The sequence below is a fragment of the Enterovibrio coralii genome (assembly GCF_001559595.1).
Lineage (GTDB): Bacteria > Pseudomonadota > Gammaproteobacteria > Enterobacterales > Vibrionaceae > Enterovibrio > Enterovibrio coralii.
Genome location: NZ_LNTY01000034.1, coordinates 69,378 through 86,647, shown reverse-complemented (window position 1 = coordinate 86,647; position 17,270 = coordinate 69,378). Strand labels below are relative to the sequence as shown.

The 17,270-nt window shown below is 48.7% G+C and carries 13 protein-coding genes and 2 pseudogenes; 13 read left to right on the top strand and 2 right to left on the bottom strand.

Annotated elements, in window-relative coordinates; all coding sequences use genetic code 11:
* Nucleotides 1-20 precede the first annotated feature (20 nt).
* The 7 genes from secD to ATN88_RS28605 all read left to right on the top strand — a co-directional run bounded on the left by secD (nucleotide 21) and on the right by ATN88_RS28605 (nucleotide 8,555).
* Nucleotides 21-1,835 (top strand): protein translocase subunit SecD, encoded by a 1,815-nt coding sequence (gene secD / locus ATN88_RS11710; protein ID WP_067415811.1) that lies wholly within the window; start codon nucleotides 21-23, stop codon nucleotides 1,833-1,835.
* A complete protein-coding gene (secF, locus tag ATN88_RS11705; protein ID WP_408607704.1) occupies nucleotides 1,832-2,734 on the top strand; it encodes a protein translocase subunit SecF in 903 nt (300 codons plus the stop codon). The genes secD and secF overlap by 4 nt, the downstream gene beginning before the upstream one ends.
* A gap of 171 nt (nucleotides 2,735-2,905) precedes the next feature.
* Nucleotides 2,906-3,280, top strand: coding sequence for a hypothetical protein (locus ATN88_RS11700; RefSeq protein WP_067415808.1), 375 nt, complete (start codon nucleotides 2,906-2,908; stop codon nucleotides 3,278-3,280).
* 50 nt (nucleotides 3,281-3,330) lie between these two features.
* Entirely contained in the window at nucleotides 3,331-5,445 is a 2,115-nt protein-coding gene (locus ATN88_RS11695; protein ID WP_067415805.1) for a protein-disulfide reductase DsbD family protein, read from the top strand.
* Between the two features lie 18 nt (nucleotides 5,446-5,463).
* On the top strand, nucleotides 5,464-5,958 hold the full coding sequence (locus tag ATN88_RS11690) for a protein disulfide oxidoreductase (RefSeq protein ID WP_067415803.1): 495 nt from the start codon (nucleotides 5,464-5,466) through the stop codon (nucleotides 5,956-5,958).
* Between the two features lie 19 nt (nucleotides 5,959-5,977).
* Nucleotides 5,978-6,715: a DsbA family protein gene (locus tag ATN88_RS11685; RefSeq protein ID WP_157490714.1), complete on the top strand. Its 738-nt coding sequence runs from the start codon at nucleotides 5,978-5,980 to the stop codon at nucleotides 6,713-6,715.
* A gap of 265 nt (nucleotides 6,716-6,980) precedes the next feature.
* On the top strand, nucleotides 6,981-8,555 hold the full coding sequence (locus ATN88_RS28605) for a lytic polysaccharide monooxygenase (RefSeq protein WP_408607703.1): 1,575 nt from the start codon (nucleotides 6,981-6,983) through the stop codon (nucleotides 8,553-8,555).
* A 51-nt stretch (nucleotides 8,556-8,606) separates the two neighbouring features.
* On the opposite strand, the gene zipA is transcribed toward ATN88_RS28605, so the two are convergent.
* The gene (zipA, locus tag ATN88_RS11675) at nucleotides 8,607-9,587 is read right to left on the bottom strand and encodes a cell division protein ZipA (protein WP_067415796.1); all 981 of its coding nucleotides are present in this window, start codon (nucleotides 9,585-9,587) and stop codon (nucleotides 8,607-8,609) included.
* 268 nt (nucleotides 9,588-9,855) lie between these two features.
* Here zipA and cysZ point away from each other — a divergent pair.
* The 5 genes and pseudogenes from cysZ (at nucleotide 9,856) to crr (ending at nucleotide 14,694) form a co-directional block, all read left to right on the top strand.
* Nucleotides 9,856-10,616 (top strand): annotated as a pseudogene (cysZ, locus tag ATN88_RS11670) (sulfate transporter CysZ).
* Nucleotides 10,617-10,816: 200 nt separating this feature from the next.
* A complete protein-coding gene (gene cysK / locus ATN88_RS11665) occupies nucleotides 10,817-11,785 on the top strand; it encodes a cysteine synthase A (protein WP_067415793.1) in 969 nt (322 codons plus the stop codon).
* Between the two features lie 318 nt (nucleotides 11,786-12,103).
* Nucleotides 12,104-12,361: an HPr family phosphocarrier protein gene (locus tag ATN88_RS11660; RefSeq protein WP_067415788.1), complete on the top strand. Its 258-nt coding sequence runs from the start codon at nucleotides 12,104-12,106 to the stop codon at nucleotides 12,359-12,361.
* 54 nt (nucleotides 12,362-12,415) lie between these two features.
* A pseudogene (gene ptsI / locus ATN88_RS11655) lies at nucleotides 12,416-14,142 on the top strand (phosphoenolpyruvate-protein phosphotransferase PtsI).
* A 42-nt stretch (nucleotides 14,143-14,184) separates the two neighbouring features.
* Nucleotides 14,185-14,694, top strand: a complete 510-nt coding sequence (gene crr, locus ATN88_RS11650; RefSeq protein WP_067415786.1) for a PTS glucose transporter subunit IIA — start codon at nucleotides 14,185-14,187, stop codon at nucleotides 14,692-14,694.
* A gap of 63 nt (nucleotides 14,695-14,757) precedes the next feature.
* Here the strand turns inward: crr and ATN88_RS11645 are convergent, their stop codons facing one another.
* Nucleotides 14,758-15,579 carry a helix-turn-helix transcriptional regulator gene (locus ATN88_RS11645; RefSeq protein ID WP_067415784.1) on the bottom strand — a complete coding sequence of 274 codons (822 nt, stop codon included), beginning with the start codon at nucleotides 15,577-15,579 and terminating at the stop codon, nucleotides 14,758-14,760.
* 243 nt (nucleotides 15,580-15,822) lie between these two features.
* Here ATN88_RS11645 and ATN88_RS11640 point away from each other — a divergent pair, with 243 nt between their 5' ends.
* Nucleotides 15,823-17,253 (top strand): PTS fructose transporter subunit IIC, encoded by a 1,431-nt coding sequence (locus ATN88_RS11640; RefSeq protein WP_083539473.1) that lies wholly within the window; start codon nucleotides 15,823-15,825, stop codon nucleotides 17,251-17,253.
* The last annotated feature ends 17 nt before the right edge of the window (nucleotides 17,254-17,270 follow it).

The following is a 17,270-nucleotide window of genomic DNA, read 5'->3' as shown; positions in this document are numbered from 1 at the left end:
ATGGGTAAACGAGATCCAACATGAAAAAAAGACCTCAACGAACGGCCTTGCTGAATCACTATCCAGCTTGGAAATACGTGGTGCTTATCACCACCATCATCATTTTATTGTTTTCAGCTTTACCTTCTTGGTTTGGTGAAAATGCAGCTGTCATTTTGTCGACAGACAACGCTCAGCCTTCCGCGATAACGCTGAAGTCATCCCTAGAAAAAAGTGGTATCGATGTTAAACGCATCGACCAGTCGGGTGACAAAACCACCGTGGTGTTAACTGACGGCACACAACAAAATGCCGCAAAACAATCGTTGGCAAAGCAAGCTGACAAAGACGATGCCGTGACGCTGGCGATGGTGCCTGCCGCACCGCAATGGCTGCTGGATATGGGTTTCAAACCGATTAAACTCGGTTTGGATTTGCGCGGCGGCGTTCAATTCCTGCTTGATGTGGACATGCATCAAGTCTTCAAATCTCATGCAAATCAAGCAGCGGAAACCATTCGCGACCATGTACGTGCGGAGCGTATTCGCGGTGTTCACGTGCAGCTCACCAAAGACAATGCCGTTACCATTGTTGCGCCAACGGCTCATGATGAAGCAGCACTTCGCCAGTTTATCAATCAGCAATACCCTCAGTGGGAAGTTAAAGGGACGGGCGACAACACACTCACCATGCAGTTGACCGAGTCAGAAAAACAAACGCTGACCAACCTGACTGTGCAGCAAAACCTGCAAACCATGCGCAGCCGCATCGAAGAGCTAGGCATTACTGAAGCCGCAGTTCAACGCCAAGGCGAGCATCGTATTCGCATTGAATTGCCGGGTGTACAAGACCCTGCAGCCGCGAAAAATGTCATCGGCGCGACGGCTAGCCTTGCTTTTTACGAAGTAGTAAGTGACCACAAACCTGGCTCCATCGTGATCCCTGACCAAAATGGAAGCCCAGTAAACGTTAACCGCCGTCCGGTGCTAACCGGCGATCACATCGTTGATGCGCGCGGCAGTATGGGCGACATGGGCATGCCAGAGGTAAACATCACTTTGGACTCCTCAGGTGGCCATATGATGTCGGACTTCTCTGGCAAACACATCGGTAAACCCATGGCTACGGCGTTCAGTGAATACACGCGCAATGCTGAAGGCCAAACGGAACAATCAACGTCCATCATCAGTATCGCGACGATCCAAGCGCAACTGGGTAATCGCTTCCGCATTACAGGTGTGGGTTCATTGAATGACGCGCAAGACTTGGCATTGCTGCTGCGTGCAGGCTCTCTGACTGCACCGGTTACCATTGTCGAAGAACGCACGATCGGCCCGTCTTTGGGTGCTGAAAACATCCAAAACGGCTTTGCTGCGCTGGCTCTGGGCATGGGACTGACTCTGCTCTTTATGGCGGTGTGGTATCGCAAGTTGGGTTGGGTTGCTAATGCTGCGCTAGTGGTAAACATGGTGATGCTGCTTGGCTTGATTGCGTTGCTGCCAGGCGCTGTACTCACGCTCCCAGGTATTGCAGGTTTGGTGCTGACTGTCGGTATGGCGGTTGATACCAACGTACTTATCTTCGAGCGAATCAAAGAAAAACTGCGAGAAGGCAGAAGCCTAGCGCAATCCATCGATTTAGGTTTCAGCAGTGCATTTAGCACCATTCTGGACTCCAACATCACGACGCTCATCTCTGCCGGTACGCTATACGCCATCGGTAACGGTCCAATTCAAGGCTTCGCACTGACATTGGGACTTGGCCTGTTGACCAGTATGTTCACGGGTATTTTCGCTTCACGAGCGATTATCAATTTGGTTTGGGGCAGAGACGCACGTCGAGGAGTAAAAATATGAGCCTGATTAACATGAACAACGCCACCAAGTGGCGCCATTTCGGCAGTTTTATCTCCTTTGTGTTGATTGTGCTGTCGATTATTTCCTTAAGCACCAAAGGTCTAAACTTCGGTTTAGACTTTACGGGCGGCATGATCAGTGAAGTGCGATTGGACCCATCGCTAACGGCCAACGACATTCAACATAAATTGGAAGCGGCACTCCACCAGCCAGTTACCGTGGTATCAGGCGGTGAAAACGGTGATTGGGTACTGCGTTACGCCGCACCTGAGACTCTCAGTGAGCAGCCAGAACTAAAACCGCTGCTTGAGTCATTTTCACAAAATGTGGAAATGGTGAACGTCAGCTTGATGGGCCCGCAAGTCGGTCAAGAACTCGCAGAACAAGGAGGATTGGCCGTACTCATCACCTTGCTGGTGATTTTGGGTTACTTGAGTTTCCGTTTTGAGTGGCGATTGGCATCAGGTGCTTTGCTCGCCTTACTACACGATGTGGTCTTGTTGCTCGGCTTCTTCTCCATCACAGGCATGGAGTTTAACCTCACGGTGTTGGCGGCATTACTTGCTGTGCTCGGTTATTCACTTAATGACTCGATCATTATTTCTGATCGAATCCGTGAACTGCTTAAAGCCAACGTCAATCTGCCAATTACGGAACTAAACAACCGCGCGATTGCGTCGACCTTATCTCGTACCCTCATCACTTCGGGAACAACCTTGATTTCGGTCGGCTCGCTATGGCTCTTGGGTGGCGAACCGCTGTTTGGTTTCTCCGTTACCATGTTCATCGGTATTGTAGCGGGTACATGGTCAACCATGACCATAGCCACCATCATTCCTGAGATAGCAAAACTGGGGCCGCAGCACTACGCACCAACGCCTATCTCTGATCATCCGTAACCAGAAAAGCCCGCCAATGCGGGCTTTTTTCTTTCAGCCGATTTAGTTTTTAGGTCTTTTTACATCAATCATCGGAACTCTTCACGATTTGTTCCATCGAAGACCCCGTGACCTTGCATTCAGTCGCGTCGGCTTACACAATGCAAAAACAACAGAGATATAGACACAAGCATGAAACCCGAAACGACAACAAAAGCACACGCGCAGTGGGCACTCACCTTGGTATGGTGGGTTGTCTTTGTCTGCCTGTCGCAAAATGCAGGTCTGTTTCAAACGTGTTCGTTGAAGTCATCCCCCGTCGCGTCTCAAGTGACACAACAAACTGATCAAGCATCAAACGAAAATCACGAAAATTGCGCGCTGTCTGAAAAACTCCTGTCTGCCTCTAAAGACCATTGGGAGAACATTACTCTCTCGTTATTCGTGTTTGTCTTCCTCTTTATCGGCTGGCAATCAGCGCAAAAACATTTCCTAGGATTTATTCCTAGCGAGCCCATTCTTCCGCCTTATCGACGGCACCTGACGTTTTGTGTGTTCCGAGAATAAACAACGCTGAAATTTTTCTTTTTTAGTTTTGTTTTACTCAAGGAAATGTAATGACTTCCAAAGCTGATATTTTTCAACTGATTCGGCGTGTTGTCCGTGCACTGCTCATTCTGGCATTCGCACCTTCGCTCGTTCAGGCTGAAGCAACATCGACTGGCTGGCTGACCAACCAAAATCACCCTCCGGTTCAAGCGCGTGTCGTGCTGACCGGCGATGTCGACACACAAACTCAAACGGTGAACGGTTTTATCGAGGTAACACTCGAAGGAGACTGGAAAACCTATTGGCGCTCTCCCGGCGAAGGCGGTGTGGCACCGAGCCTTAATTGGCAAGCGTCCAAAAATATCGACCGTGTAGACTGGTTTTGGCCTGCCCCGCATCGTTACGACCTGCTGGGCATAGACACCCTCGGCTATAAACACGATGTGGTGTTTCCAATTGCCTTGCACGTTGAGGACATCTCAACGCCCGCGACCTTTGCAGGCACACTGACGCTGTCTTCATGTACAACGGTTTGTGTATTGACGGACTATCCGTTCTCGTTGTCCTTTGTACCTCAACAATTGACGACAAATGTAGATGCGTTGCACCTTTACGCTAAAGCGGTCAGTCAGGTACCTAAATCATCACCACTCATCAGTGAGACCAACGCTGTTTGGGATAACGCGTCGCAGACACTGCAAGTCTCTGCCACGAAAACTTTGCCTTGGCAATCGCCAGACATAGTCGTCGATAGCAACGCTGAGGCTTTGCTGGATGTGGCCTATTCCGTTCCAACCGTTTCGGTAGACGGCAATACGGTAACGGCCACGTTCAAAGCCAGTAGCTGGATGGGTACACCCGAGCTTTCAGGCGAACACATCAATCTGACCTTCATTGATAAGGATTTTCTTGCCGAGCAAGCCGTTACTGTTTCAACGGGTGTCATTAGCAAAACATCTGCGGCGTTCTCATTTGGGACTGCGGTGGTATTTGCGCTGCTTGGCGGGCTTATCCTCAATATTATGCCCTGCGTATTACCTGTACTTGGCATGAAACTGAGCAGCGTTATCTCTGCCCAAGGCTTGGATAAAAAGCAAATCCGTCGCCAGTTTATCGCGTCGGCGTCAGGGATCGTGTTTTCATTCTGGCTAATTGCGGGTCTGCTTATCGTGTTAAAGCTAACCGGCAACGCCGTTGGCTGGGGTATTCAATTCCAAAGCCCTTTCTTTATTGGCTTGATGGTGGTCATCACGACCTTGTTTGCCGCCAATATGTTGGGCTTGTTTGATATACGCTTGTCGTCCAATGCCAATACTTGGTTAGCAACGCGCGGTGACAGCAGCTATTCAGGGCACTTTGTGCAAGGCATGTTTGCAACCTTATTGGCAACGCCATGCTCCGCGCCTTTTCTGGGCACCGCGGTTGCCTTTGCTCTCGCCGCATCTACACCAACCTTGCTGGCAATTTTTACTGCACTCGGTGTAGGTATGGCATTGCCTTGGCTCTTGGTGGCAAGCTTCCCTTCCTTAGCCAAACACCTCCCAAAACCTGGCCCCTGGATGAACAAACTCAAGTCATTGTTTGGCTTTATGATGCTAGCAACCGCGCTTTGGCTAATCAGCTTGCTGACCAACCACCTTCCCTTTGGTTGGGTCGTGATCCTCACATTAGCGGTGTTGGTGCTGGCGATTTGGCGTGTAGCCAAGGTGTTCGGTAAAAAACGCGCCATCTTTGTGAGTGCGTTTGGTCTTGTGCTTTGCACTGCATCTTTATTGGTGGCGAGCCTGACGACATCACATTGGGTAACGCCCCTTCCTCAAGATTTGCCATGGCAAAAGCTGTCTGAACAGCGTATCGCTGACGAGGTTAGTGCAGGCAATGTCGTATATGTCGATGTAACGGCTGATTGGTGCATTACGTGTAAAGCCAACAAAATCGGCGTGTTGTTACAAGAGCCGGTATACAGCCGCCTTCAAGCGCCGGATGTCGTTACACTGCAAGGCGATTGGACGGTGCCGAGTGAATCAGTGACAAGTTATCTGCAAAAACACGGTCGTTATGGTGTGCCATTCAATATTGTCTATGGCCCGAATGCACCAGAGGGAATTCCATTGCCTGTGGTGCTTTCGGATAAAGACGTGATAAACGCGATTAACTGGGCCAAAGGAACCAGCAATGGATAGTGACAAGAAAAAAGCATCATGGCGACAGCGCGATTTTGGCTTCGAGAAATCCTGCCCTACATCATGATGTTTATGGTTATTTCTTTCGCGGTTGATCTTTGGCGAAGTCAGGACATGCCCAGTGGCAAGGTTCCCAGCCAGCAGCTGGTCACCATCAAAAATCAAGACATCGACTTGGCAGCATTGAGCCAAGACAAGCCTGTTCTTGTCTACTTTTGGGCAACCTGGTGTGGCGCATGCAAATTTGTCACCCCTACGGTCAATTGGCTCTCTGGCGATCATCAAGTCGTTACCGTCGCAATCACATCCGGCAGTGATGAGCGAGTGAAACGCTATCTCGAAGGTCATGATCTGCAATTTGACGCCATCAACGATGAACGCGGTTTACTCGCTAGTGCTTGGGGCATTCAAGCGACGCCAACCATCGTCATCATTAATAAAGGCGAAATTACATCCATCACCACAGGCATATCCACCCCGCCGGGGCTATTAGCTCGCCTGTGGCTTTCATAATGAAATTTTGAGGGAAAGAATGAAAAAGATTACCGTTGCCATCATGGCATCACTGTCTCTTTGGGCAGCAACCAACGCATTTGCTGAAAACGTTACGCTCAACACGATCGAGCAATCTCAGCTCAACGAGATCGTTACCATGCTGGAAGGCAACCCAGAGCTGATCCCTAACTTGCATCAGGGTATCAAGGCGTATATCGATCAGCAGCAACAGGTCGATCAGGTGTTGGCGCAAAACCACGATTATCTTTACAACAACCCAAAGCACCCGCAGTTTGGTTCAGCCAATCCGAAACTAACCATTGTTAACTTTACCGACTACAGCTGCCCATTCTGTAAAAAGCTGGATCCCGTGCTTCACCAAGCTGCGCTGGCTTATCCAGATGTGAAGGTGGTGAACGTGCTGGTACCGCTGATTGAAATGCGAAATCCGTTGTCTGACAAGAACTCGGCAGCTTTCGCCATCAATGTCTGGAACCAAGACAGAGACAAATTCTATGATGTGAATGAAACGCTGATCAAAAAACCGAGTGCTCACGACAACCGTTCGGTTACCAATGTCGCCAAGAAATTCGGCATAGAAGCCAGCCTTCAAACATCGGAAGAAACGCAAAAAATGATCGAGAAGAACTACCAGCTATTTACGGAGCTAGGTTTGCGCGGCACGCCCGCCATGATCATTGGCGATCATATTGTCCCAGGTTATGTACCGATGGAAGAGCTGAAAAAGCTCATCGACCAAGCTCTCCAATCGTAATTTTACTTGTCTCATAGAAGGAGAGGTTCAACCTCTCCTTCTTCTTTCCCGCCTTCCCCTTTTTCCTACCGCGTTTGAATTAGTGACATCAGCCCCAGAGCAGATCACGCATTTTTCATGTCTATGAAATCTTACATTTTCTTTTTCGAGTGACCGCCAATTTGAACACACAGCAAATTGAAGGCTGATTGCAAATCGACCAACCCTTGGAGTGCACAGTAGAAACACAACATTACATTAACAACCAATACAAAGAGGAAAAAACATGTCACGCACTCGACTTTTACCCTATGTCGCTGTTGCTTCCGCAGTTTCGTCCGTAGCAATCACCACCAATACTTACGCACACGGCTACATGGATTACCCACCCGCCAGACAAGAGATTTGTTATCGCGACGGCGGATATTGGGATTCCAGTGACGGCTCCACCATTCCTAATGCCGCTTGCCGCGACGCCTACGTGGAATCCGGCTGGTATCCTTTCGTACAAAAGTCGGAATTTGCCAAGCTAGTGTCTGACTATGACAACCAAGCTGCCGTTGAACTTGCCGTGCCTGATGGCGAGCTTTGTTCCGCTGCCGACCCGAAAAAGGCGGGTATGAACATCCCTTCGACGGAATGGCAGAAAACCCCGATCGACCCTTCACTCAATGGCAAAATGACACTGCTCTACAACGCTGCTACACCACACAATCCGAGCTTTTGGAAAATCTACCTTTCCGATGCCAGCTACAATCCGGCAATCGACCCGTTGAAGTGGACCGATCTAGAACTCATTGCAGAGTTTGGGAACGTGCCCGTTGTCGTGATTAACGGCACCAAGTATTACCAAATGGAAGTGACACTGCCGACAGACCGCGCCGGCGATGCTATCTTGTTCTCTCGTTGGCAACGCAGCGATCCTGCTGGCGAGGGCTTTTATAACTGTAGTGATATCAGCTTTGGCGGCGATGTCATTCCACCAACCTGGAACAATATCGGCAACTTTGTGAAATCCACAACCGACGCCAAAGCGGGCGACAAAGTTTGGTTCCGCCTTTTTGACGCCAACGGCACAGAAACCATCTTCGAGAAATTGCCTATTGATGCCGCGAATGAAGCCGAAACCGTTTGGACGACACAGCTTGCTGACATCGTGAATACATCGACGCTTGCACAAGTAGGTAAAGAAACCCTAGATGGCACCATCGCTTGGGATGGCACAGACATATACGCCAATGCTGTGTTTGCAAAAGACAAGAACAGCACCTTCCAGCTCGAAGTGAAATCCGCCCCCATCAACAGTGCACCTAGCCTTAATGCCCCTGCTGCCGTCTCTGTAGACAGCGGAAAGGACATCACCATTTCTCTCTCTGCATCTGATGCCGACAACGACACACTTTCTTTCACAGCAAGTGTTGGTGTACTGACCGTCTCCGGTAATGACGCTTCCTTGCTCTATTCCGCCCCATCAACAACGGTAGATATCACTGAGCAAATCCTGGTTTCGGTCACGGACGGCACTGCTACTACTGATGCAACCATCAGTGTTACCGTCAAAGGAACCGGGACTGGCGGTGAAACGGATTGGTCAGCAGACGCCGTGTATTTGGCTGGCGATAAAGTCACCCACTTAGGTACAACCTATACCGCACAGTGGTGGACCAAAGGTGAAGAACCTGGCTCATCAGGTGCCTGGGTAGCAGACAAAGCTCCCGGAGATACTGCATGGCGTGCAGATAGCACTTATACCACGGGCGATACCGTGACTTATCAAGCAAAACCTATAAAGCCCAATGGTGGACGAAAGGCGATGAACCAACAAACGGCGGTCCATGGCAAGAGGTTATCTAACCGTTAGGGAATAAAAAAACGCCCCGTTGATGGGGCGTTTTTTTATTTACATCACATCTCACGCATGCGCGTGAAACTGCTTAATCTTTTCGCGGTAACCGTCTAAGCGCTGCGGCGTCATCATGTTGCGGTTGTCATCGGTGACCAGACCACCCATTTGATCCGCCACTTCCTGTGCCGTTCTTAGCATCAGCTTGAAGTTTTGCTCAGCTTCGCCAAAACATGGCAGCGTCATAAAGAAGGTGACACCTGGCGTAGTGAACTGATGAATGGTCGTCAGTGGGAAACTGCCTGGGTTAAACATGTTAGCGGCACTAAACAGCACCTTACCTGTACCCGCCAAATCGGCGTGGCGATGGAAAATTTCCATTTCACCAAACAGCATGCCGTGTTGCTCTAAGCAATTGATCAGATCTTCGCCCTGGAACTCTGTGTTACCGCTTGCTTGAACATTGATGATCAGCACTTGGGTTTCAGGTTCTTTCGGTGCTTCTTCCACGACCTCTTCTTCTGTGATTTCTTCAACCACATCTTCTAAGGTTTCAGCCGCAACATCCGCCATTGGCGCAGCATCTTCAACGAAAGATTCGTCGCGCTCGACATCAAACATAGGCTTTGAAGAAACAGGCTCCGGTGACACCATACTCGCAACAGGCTCAGCAACCTTGCGCACATCATCGTCGTCATTGTCCGCGGCAGAAAATGCAGGCAAGTCAATCTCGTCGTCTTTAACAACAGGCTTCTGCTCTGGCTCTTCGTTGGCAAAAAGTGGGTCGACATCGGGTTTATCGCCAAAACTCAGACCCGGCTCTTTACGAGGGGCTTTAGGAGCTTCGCTGTCACCAGATTTAATCACACGTACGGAACCAATGCCGTCTTGATCAAATCCTGTGTCATCCTTTTCTCTCAGCTTGCCAATGGGCCTTTCTGCAAATTTCGCAGGCTTTTCCTTACGGCTGGTCCAAAGGCCATGTAGAAGCAGCGCAGCAATCGCTACCGCTCCCAAAATGATTAAAACAAGGCGCAATTCCTGCATCATTTAATCTCAGCAAATATCCAATTAACGACGTTCGGCTTACCTATCTAAACACCTAGGAACAGCCTTTGGCAATGTCGCACTTACAAATTGCTGACTACTGTACCAAAAAGTGTATAAAAGTTAACGTCCATACCGCGAGAACACTGAAAAAGTCACTGTTCTGTCGGGGTTTTGACAACTCAGCTGAACAATAATTCACCAACACAGCCAAATTGCCATTCTCACCCTGAAACCGTTAACATTGGAGGACTTACAGCAAGGAGACGATATGACACCTTCTCAATTGGCAAAGCAACCCGTATCCGGGGCTAGCTACTTTCTCCGCGGATTCTCGTTGGCTTTTACGCCTGGCATTCGAAGATTCGTCATTATTCCGCTTGTGGTTAACCTTCTCTTGATGGGATCACTCATCGGGATAGTACTGTCACAGCTCAGCGGCTGGATTGACGGCTGGTTATCTTACATCCCGCAATGGCTAGATTGGTTGTCTTACATCCTGTGGCCTTTGCTCGCTATCGCCATATTGGTGATTTGCTCCTACTTCTTCAGCACTGTAGCAAACTGGATTGCTGCGCCATTTAATGGTCTGTTGGCAGAACACTTGGAAGCGCACCTCACTGGCAAGCGTCCACCTGATGATGGTCTGGCTGGCGTGATGAAAGACTTGCCCCGCGTGTTTAAACGCGAATGGCAAAAACTTTGGTACTACCTGCCTAAAGCATTGGGGCTGTTAATCTTGATGTGGATCCCGGCCATCGGCCAAACGTTGGGACCTGTGCTTTGGTTCCTGTTTAGTGCATGGATGATGGGTATCCAGTACTGTGACTACCCGTTCGATAACCACCGTGTCTCGTTCCCGAATATGAAAGCGACACTGCGCCAAAACAAAGGCTCGACCATGAGCTTTGGTGCTTGGTGATGTTTTTCACCATGACGCCAATACTCAACCTGTTTGTAATGCCTGCCGCCGTGTGTGGCGCGACCGCAATGTGGGTAGATAAATACCGCAACGACCTCGCACGATACTAATCTCCTCAAATACAACACCTTTGTTCTGAGCTAGCGATCACTTAGGCAAAGGTGTTTTCTTCTTCATTTACCTTTATAACTGCGACCGCAGCCTGAAACGAACCTAATTACAATAAGATATAACCAGAGATTCCTTTGAAATTAGAAAATACGCGATATGCTTGTATCCGTATCCCAATGCAACCGAAGGAACGAAGAAGATGGGTAAGATTTACGAAGACAATTCAACCACTATGGGCAACACTCCACTGGTACGTTTGAACCGTGTATCTAACGGAAAAGTGCTGGTTAAAATTGAAGCTCGCAACCCTAGCTTTAGCGTTAAATGCCGTATCGGTGCAAACATGATTTGGGATGCCGAGAAAAGTGGCAAGCTGAAGCCAGGTGTTGAACTGGTAGAGCCAACAAGTGGTAACACAGGTATCGCTCTGGCATATGTTGCTGCAGCACGCGGCTACAAATTGACACTGACCATGCCTGAGTCAATGAGCCTTGAGCGTCGTAAACTTCTGAAAGCACTGGGTGCAAACCTAGTTCTGACCGAAGCAGCGAAAGGCATGAAAGGTGCGATTGCAAAAGCAGAAGAAATCGTCGCATCTGACCCAGCAAAATACCTGCTGCTGCAGCAGTTTGACAACCCAGCAAACCCAGAGATCCACGAGAAGACAACGGGTCCAGAAATCTGGGAAGACACTGATGGCGAGATCGACGTGTTTGTATCGGGTGTAGGTACAGGTGGCACGCTGACAGGTGTTAGCCGTTACATTAAAAACACCAAAGGCAAAGCCATTACGACTGTTGCGGTTGAGCCAGCAGAATCACCGGTTATCACTCAGACCGTAAACGGTGATGACGTTCAGCCAGCACCCCACAAAATCCAAGGTATTGGTGCAGGTTTCGTCCCAGGTAACCTCGACCTGTCTCTGGTAGACAAGACCGTACTGGTGACCTCTGACGAAGCGATTGCAATGGCACGTCGTCTGATGGAAGAAGAAGGTATTCTGGCGGGTATTTCATCAGGTGCAGCGGTTGTAGCTGCCAATAAAGTGGCGGAATTGCCTGAATTTGCGGGCAAAACCATTGTCACCATCCTGCCAAGTTCTGGTGAGCGTTATCTGAGCTCTGCACTGTTTGCAGGTATCTTCACCGAGCTGGAAAACCAGCAATAATCAACTATCTCAGTCATTTGACCTTCTCATGACGGAGAATAAAAAGCCCCATTAGGGGCTTTTTTTGTTTGATTTTTCGAGCCCGCTCTAGTAAAAATTCCCCGCCTTTTATTTTTAAGCTCGAAATTAATCCGTGACTCGAATGTGAGCAAGTTGTAGTTTTGAGTGAAAATGTCACAAAAATTTGACTTGGATTAAGCTAGGGCATTCAAATCTTGGTTAGTTTACAGTCCACCGATAGCCAAAGAAGGCCATTCGGTTTAAGCTATCCACAGATTTAATACATAAACCTAAATAAATAATGTATCGGGGTAAAACATGTATCAAAAGCAAGTAGAAATCACTGCTGAAAACGGTCTGCACACTCGTCCTGCTGCTCAGTTTGTTAAAGAAGCAAAAGGCTTCGATGCAAAAATCACTGTTGTATCTGGTGGTAAAGAAGCAAGCGCGACTAGCCTGTTCAAACTGCAAACTCTGGGTCTGACCAAGGGTACTGTAGTGACTATCAAAGCTGAAGGTGCACAAGCTCAAGAAGCAGTTGATTTCCTAGTTAAGCTGATGGACGAGCTGGAATAATCCAGCTCTTTTTCTATCCATTAGTTTTTAATTTGATCAACGTAGGGTAAAGCTATGATTTCAGGTATCCTGGCATCTCCTGGTATTGCTTTTGGCAAAGCGCTGCTGCTCCAAGAAGACGAAATCGTCATCAACAAAAATCCAGTTCCAGCGGACCAACTAGACGCGGAAATCGCACGTCTTTATGACGGTCGCGAAAAATCTAAACAGCAACTTGAAGCGATTAAAGACAAAGCTCGCATCACTTTCGGTGAAGAGAAAGAAGCGATCTTTGAAGGCCACATCATGTTGCTTGAAGATGAAGAGCTAGAAGAAGAAATCATAGCTTTCATTAAGGACAATAACGCTTCTGCAGAATACGCAATCCACAGCGTAATCGAAGAGCAAGCGACTACTCTTGAATCATTGGACGACGAGTACCTAAAAGAGCGTGCAACTGATATTCGTGACATCGGCTCACGTTTCATCAAGAACACTCTGGGTATCAACATCGTATCTCTGAGCGCAATCAACGAAGAAGTTATCTTGGTTGCTAACGACCTGACACCTTCTGAAACTGCGCAAATCAACCTAGACTACGTTCTAGGCTTCATCACCGACATCGGTGGTCGTACGTCTCACACTTCTATCATGCGCGTTCTTTGGAACTGCCAGCGATCGTTGGTACCAACGACATCACTAAGCGTGTGAACAACGGCGACATGCTGGTTCTTGATGCAATCAACAACACGATTGTTATCAACCCAAGCGAAGAAGAACTAAACAAATTCAAAGCGATCCGTGACGAGTTCATCGCAGAGAAAGAAGAGCTGGCAAAACTGAAAGACTTGCCTGCTGTGACTCTGGATGGCCACCAAGTGGAAGTATGCGGCAACATCGGTACAGTGAAAGACTGTGACGGCGTTAACCGTAACGGCGGTGAAGGTGTTGGCCTCTACCGTACCGAGTTCCTGTTCATGGACCGCGACGCGCTGCCAACTGAAGAAATTCAGTACAAAGCGTACAAAGAAGTAGCAGAAGCTATGCATGGCCACCCAGTGATCATCCGTACTATGGATATCGGTGGTGACAAAGATCTGCCATACATGGATCTGCCAAAAGAAATGAACCCATTCCTGGGTTGGCGTGCAGTTCGCATCAGCTTGGACCGTCGTGAAATCCTTCGCGACCAGCTGCGTGCAATCCTGCGTGCATCAGCACACGGCAAACTACGCGTGATGTTCCCAATGATCATCTCTGTAGAAGAAATCCGTGAGCTGAAGAAAGCGATCGAAGAATACAAAGCGGAACTGCGCGCTGAAGGTCTGGCATTTGACGAGAACATCGAAATCGGTGTGATGGTTGAAACCCCTGCAGCAGCGGCGATTGCGCACCACCTGGCGAAAGAAGTTGAATTCTTTAGCATTGGTACAAACGACTTAACCCAGTATACTCTTGCGGTTGACCGTGGTAATGAGTTGATCTCACACCTGTACAACCCACTGTCTCCAGCAGTACTGACCGTTATCAAGCAAGTTATTGACGCTTCTCACAAAGAAGGCAAATGGACTGGCATGTGTGGTGAGTTGGCTGGTGACGAGCGTGCGACCCTGCTTCTAATGGGTATGGGCTTGGATGAGTTCAGCATGAGTGCTATCTCTATCCCACGCATCAAGAAAATCATCCGTAATGCTAACTTTGCTGATGTTCAAGCAATGGCGGAAGAAGCACTGGCAATGCCTACAGCAGCAGAAATCGCTGCACACGTAGAAAAATTCATTGCTGAGAAAACTGTCTGCTAGAATACGGCAGCAAAGTACTGTTAACGCTTAGGAGCAAACACTATGGGTCTGTTTGACAAACTGAAGAAGCTGGTTTCTGACGACAGCAGCGACGCTGGCGCAATCGAAATCATCGCACCACTGTCTGGTGAAATCGTAAACATCGAAGACGTGCCAGACGTAGTTTTCGCAGAGAAAATCGTTGGTGACGGTATCGCTATCAAGCCAGCTGGCGACAAAATGGTTGCACCAGTAAACGGTACCATTGGTAAGATTTTCGAAACTAACCACGCGTTCTCTATCGAATCTGACGACGGCATCGAGCTGTTCGTACACTTCGGTATTGACACCGTTGAGCTGAAAGGTGAAGGCTTCAAGCGTATCGCTGAAGAAGGTCAAACTGTTAAAGTTGGTGACCCAATCATCGAATTCGATCTGGCTATGCTGGAAGAGAAAGCGAAGTCTACTCTGACTCCTGTTGTTATCTCTAACATGGACGAAATCAAAGAGCTGAACAAGCTGTCTGGTTCTGTGACTGTTGGTGAAACTCCAGTACTGCGCATCAAGAAGTAATTCTTAGATGCGAAAAAAAAGCGCAGCTTCGGCTGCGCTTTTTTGTATCTGTCGTTTGGTGCCTCAAAGCACCAATGCCTCATGGCGTGAGCGATACTGACTCGGCGTCATCCCCGCCAAGCGTTTGAACATGCGGCAAAAATAATCTGCATCCACAAAGCCGCTTTCCAATGCCACCTGCTTTACACGCAATCCCTTCTCTAGCAACAAGTGACGCGCATGTGCAAAGCGCTCGCGGTTGATGTATTCATTAAACCCCACTTCGCCATATTGCTTAAACAAATGCGATAAGTAGCTCGGTGAGATACAAAACTCGCGCGCGACTGTGTCGCGGCAAATTTGCTCGTGAAAGTGACAACGAATGTAAGTGAGGATCTGATGGAAAAGCTGCTTTTGCTTTGAAATCTCCATCACTTGAACATTCAACGTCTCGGCAATGTATGCCAGCAGACTGTCCACGTTATCAGGTACTGTGGAGCAATCCTCCAGTGGGCATTCCACGACCCATTTCGCCAAACTGATGCAACGACCATCCTGCCAATGGTTGTAACTAAGTCCTAGCTTGTCACCTTTAAAGCAAATGCTGAGCGTGTTGGCCTCTTTTGCGTAAGGCAGGTTCCAACCATTTGCCGCCACGTTAAGCACATCTCCCGACACCATCTGCTCTGAGTCTCGTAAGCCCGCTTCTCGGCTAAACAGCATCTCAACTTTACCATCAACCACAATTTCCAGTCGCTGCGTTGGTACACGCCACGCAAGCATAGGGGCATCATCACAAGAAACTGCTCCTAAGTAACGACGATTAGAAACATGCTGTATACGCTTCACTAAATCTGCAATGACCAGAAAGGACAAGGGTTCAGCTTGGAATGAGACGTTTGGCATCGGGTTATTCACTCATCAATGGGACGAAAATAAATTCAAAAAAATCATTATTCGAGCACTTTACGGTGAAAAAATTTACAGGATCTGAGGTTTTTTTCTATGAAGTGGCGCACCCTTTGCTGTAAAAATTTACAATTTATCGGCTACTTTGCGCACTGTCACAGTTAAATATTGGAAAAATTTTCATTATTCGCCTGCCCTATAACACCTAAATCCTCTATTCGGTCGTAGAAGGAGAACCTCATGACCAATAACGTCGTTGCGATAACCGCCTGTGCCGCTGGTATCGCACACACCTACATGGCTGCTGAAGCCTTAGAGCAAGCAGGTAAAGAACATAACTTTTCAGTCAAAGTAGAAACGCAAGGCTCCATTGGTGCTGAAAATATCCTGACAGAACAAGACATTGAAAAAGCAGATCTGGTGATCATCGCTTCAGACATTGAAATCGATCTGGCGCGCTTTGCGGGTAAACGTGTTTACAAAACACGTCCTAAAGCGGCAATCCGTGATGCGATGGCGCTGATTAAAGAAGCTGACGAGAACGCAACTGTCTTTGGCGCGAAAGGCACCAAAGTCGGTAACGTGACCTTAGGTAAAACCACTGAGAACGGTTTTGTTCAACACATTATGAGTGGTATTTCCTACATGGTGCCGATGGTTATCGCAGCAGGTCTCTTGCTGGCGATCGCTAACATCTTCGCGTTCCAGAAAGACGATCTTGGCCGCATGGTTGCGTGGGGGTTTGATCAAGAAGATCCTCTCGGTTACTTCATGTACCACCTGTTCAAAGTGGGTCAAATCGGTTTCACCCTGATGATCCCACTGTTCGCTGGCTTTGTAGCGAACTCTATTGCTGACCGTCCAGCGATTGCACCAGCCATGCTGGGTGCATACATGGCGAATGACCCAAGCTTCCTGGGTACCGACGCAGGTGGCGGCTTCCTGTCAGCGATTCTGGTTGCTTTCCTTGTGGGTTACTTCGTGAAATACCTGAAGAAGGTGAAATGGCCAAAAATCATTCAGCCTATCGTACCCATCATGGTTATCCCGCTGATTGCGACTTTCTTCATTACTGTCGTGGTGCTGTACTTCATCGGTCAGCCTATTGCCGGTGCAATGAGCGCACTGTATGACGGTCTGAACTGGGTTACCACTAACTACGCATCTTCAACCTTTATCATCGGTGCAATCATCGGTGCCATGATTGGTTTCGACTTCGGTGGTCCAGTCAACAAAACCGCACTGATCTTCGGTACCGCTGTATGGACCGATACCGTGGCGAAATACGGCATCGAAGGTGCTAACTTCGTACCAGGTACCGCAGCACAAGCCGCTATCTCTGTTGCGCCTCTGGGTATATTCCTGGCCTCTAAGCTGTTCGCAAAACGCTTTACCGCGACTGAGAAAATCTCTGCTAACTCTGCGTTTGGTATGGGTATCGTCGGTGTTACCGAAGGTGCAATTCCATTTGCAGCGGCTAACCCTGTGCAAATCATCACGGCCAGTGTCGCAGGCTCTGCGCTGGCAGGCGGTCTGGTTGGCTACTTAGACGTGAAATTCTACGGCGGTATCGGCTCTCCACTGGGTACCTTCGTCGGATACATCGAGCAACCAATCCCATTCGTGACTTGGATTGCTTGTACGTTCGCAGGTATTGCAACGACCGCATGATCATCGGCTTCTGGCGC

What these genes read in the sequence shown, in the direction of transcription:
- ATN88_RS11690 (WP_067415803.1), top strand. Translation starts at nt 5,464, where the DNA reads ATGGCGACAGCGCGATTTTGGCTTCGAGAAATCCTGCCCTACATCATG.
- crr (WP_067415786.1), top strand. Translation starts at nt 14,185, where the DNA reads ATGGGTCTGTTTGACAAACTGAAGAAGCTGGTTTCTGACGACAGCAGC.
- zipA (WP_067415796.1), bottom strand. Translation starts at nt 9,587, where the DNA reads ATGATGCAGGAATTGCGCCTTGTTTTAATCATTTTGGGAGCGGTAGCG.
- secF (WP_408607704.1), top strand. Translation starts at nt 1,832, where the DNA reads ATGAGCCTGATTAACATGAACAACGCCACCAAGTGGCGCCATTTCGGC.
- ATN88_RS11645 (WP_067415784.1), bottom strand. Translation starts at nt 15,579, where the DNA reads ATGCCAAACGTCTCATTCCAAGCTGAACCCTTGTCCTTTCTGGTCATT.
- ATN88_RS11685 (WP_157490714.1), top strand. Translation starts at nt 5,978, where the DNA reads ATGAAAAAGATTACCGTTGCCATCATGGCATCACTGTCTCTTTGGGCA.
- cysK (WP_067415793.1), top strand. Translation starts at nt 10,817, where the DNA reads ATGGGTAAGATTTACGAAGACAATTCAACCACTATGGGCAACACTCCA.
- ATN88_RS11640 (WP_083539473.1), top strand. Translation starts at nt 15,823, where the DNA reads ATGACCAATAACGTCGTTGCGATAACCGCCTGTGCCGCTGGTATCGCA.
- secD (WP_067415811.1), top strand. Translation starts at nt 21, where the DNA reads ATGAAAAAAAGACCTCAACGAACGGCCTTGCTGAATCACTATCCAGCT.
- ATN88_RS28605 (WP_408607703.1), top strand. Translation starts at nt 6,981, where the DNA reads ATGTCACGCACTCGACTTTTACCCTATGTCGCTGTTGCTTCCGCAGTT.
- ATN88_RS11660 (WP_067415788.1), top strand. Translation starts at nt 12,104, where the DNA reads ATGTATCAAAAGCAAGTAGAAATCACTGCTGAAAACGGTCTGCACACT.
- ATN88_RS11700 (WP_067415808.1), top strand. Translation starts at nt 2,906, where the DNA reads ATGAAACCCGAAACGACAACAAAAGCACACGCGCAGTGGGCACTCACC.
- ATN88_RS11695 (WP_067415805.1), top strand. Translation starts at nt 3,331, where the DNA reads ATGACTTCCAAAGCTGATATTTTTCAACTGATTCGGCGTGTTGTCCGT.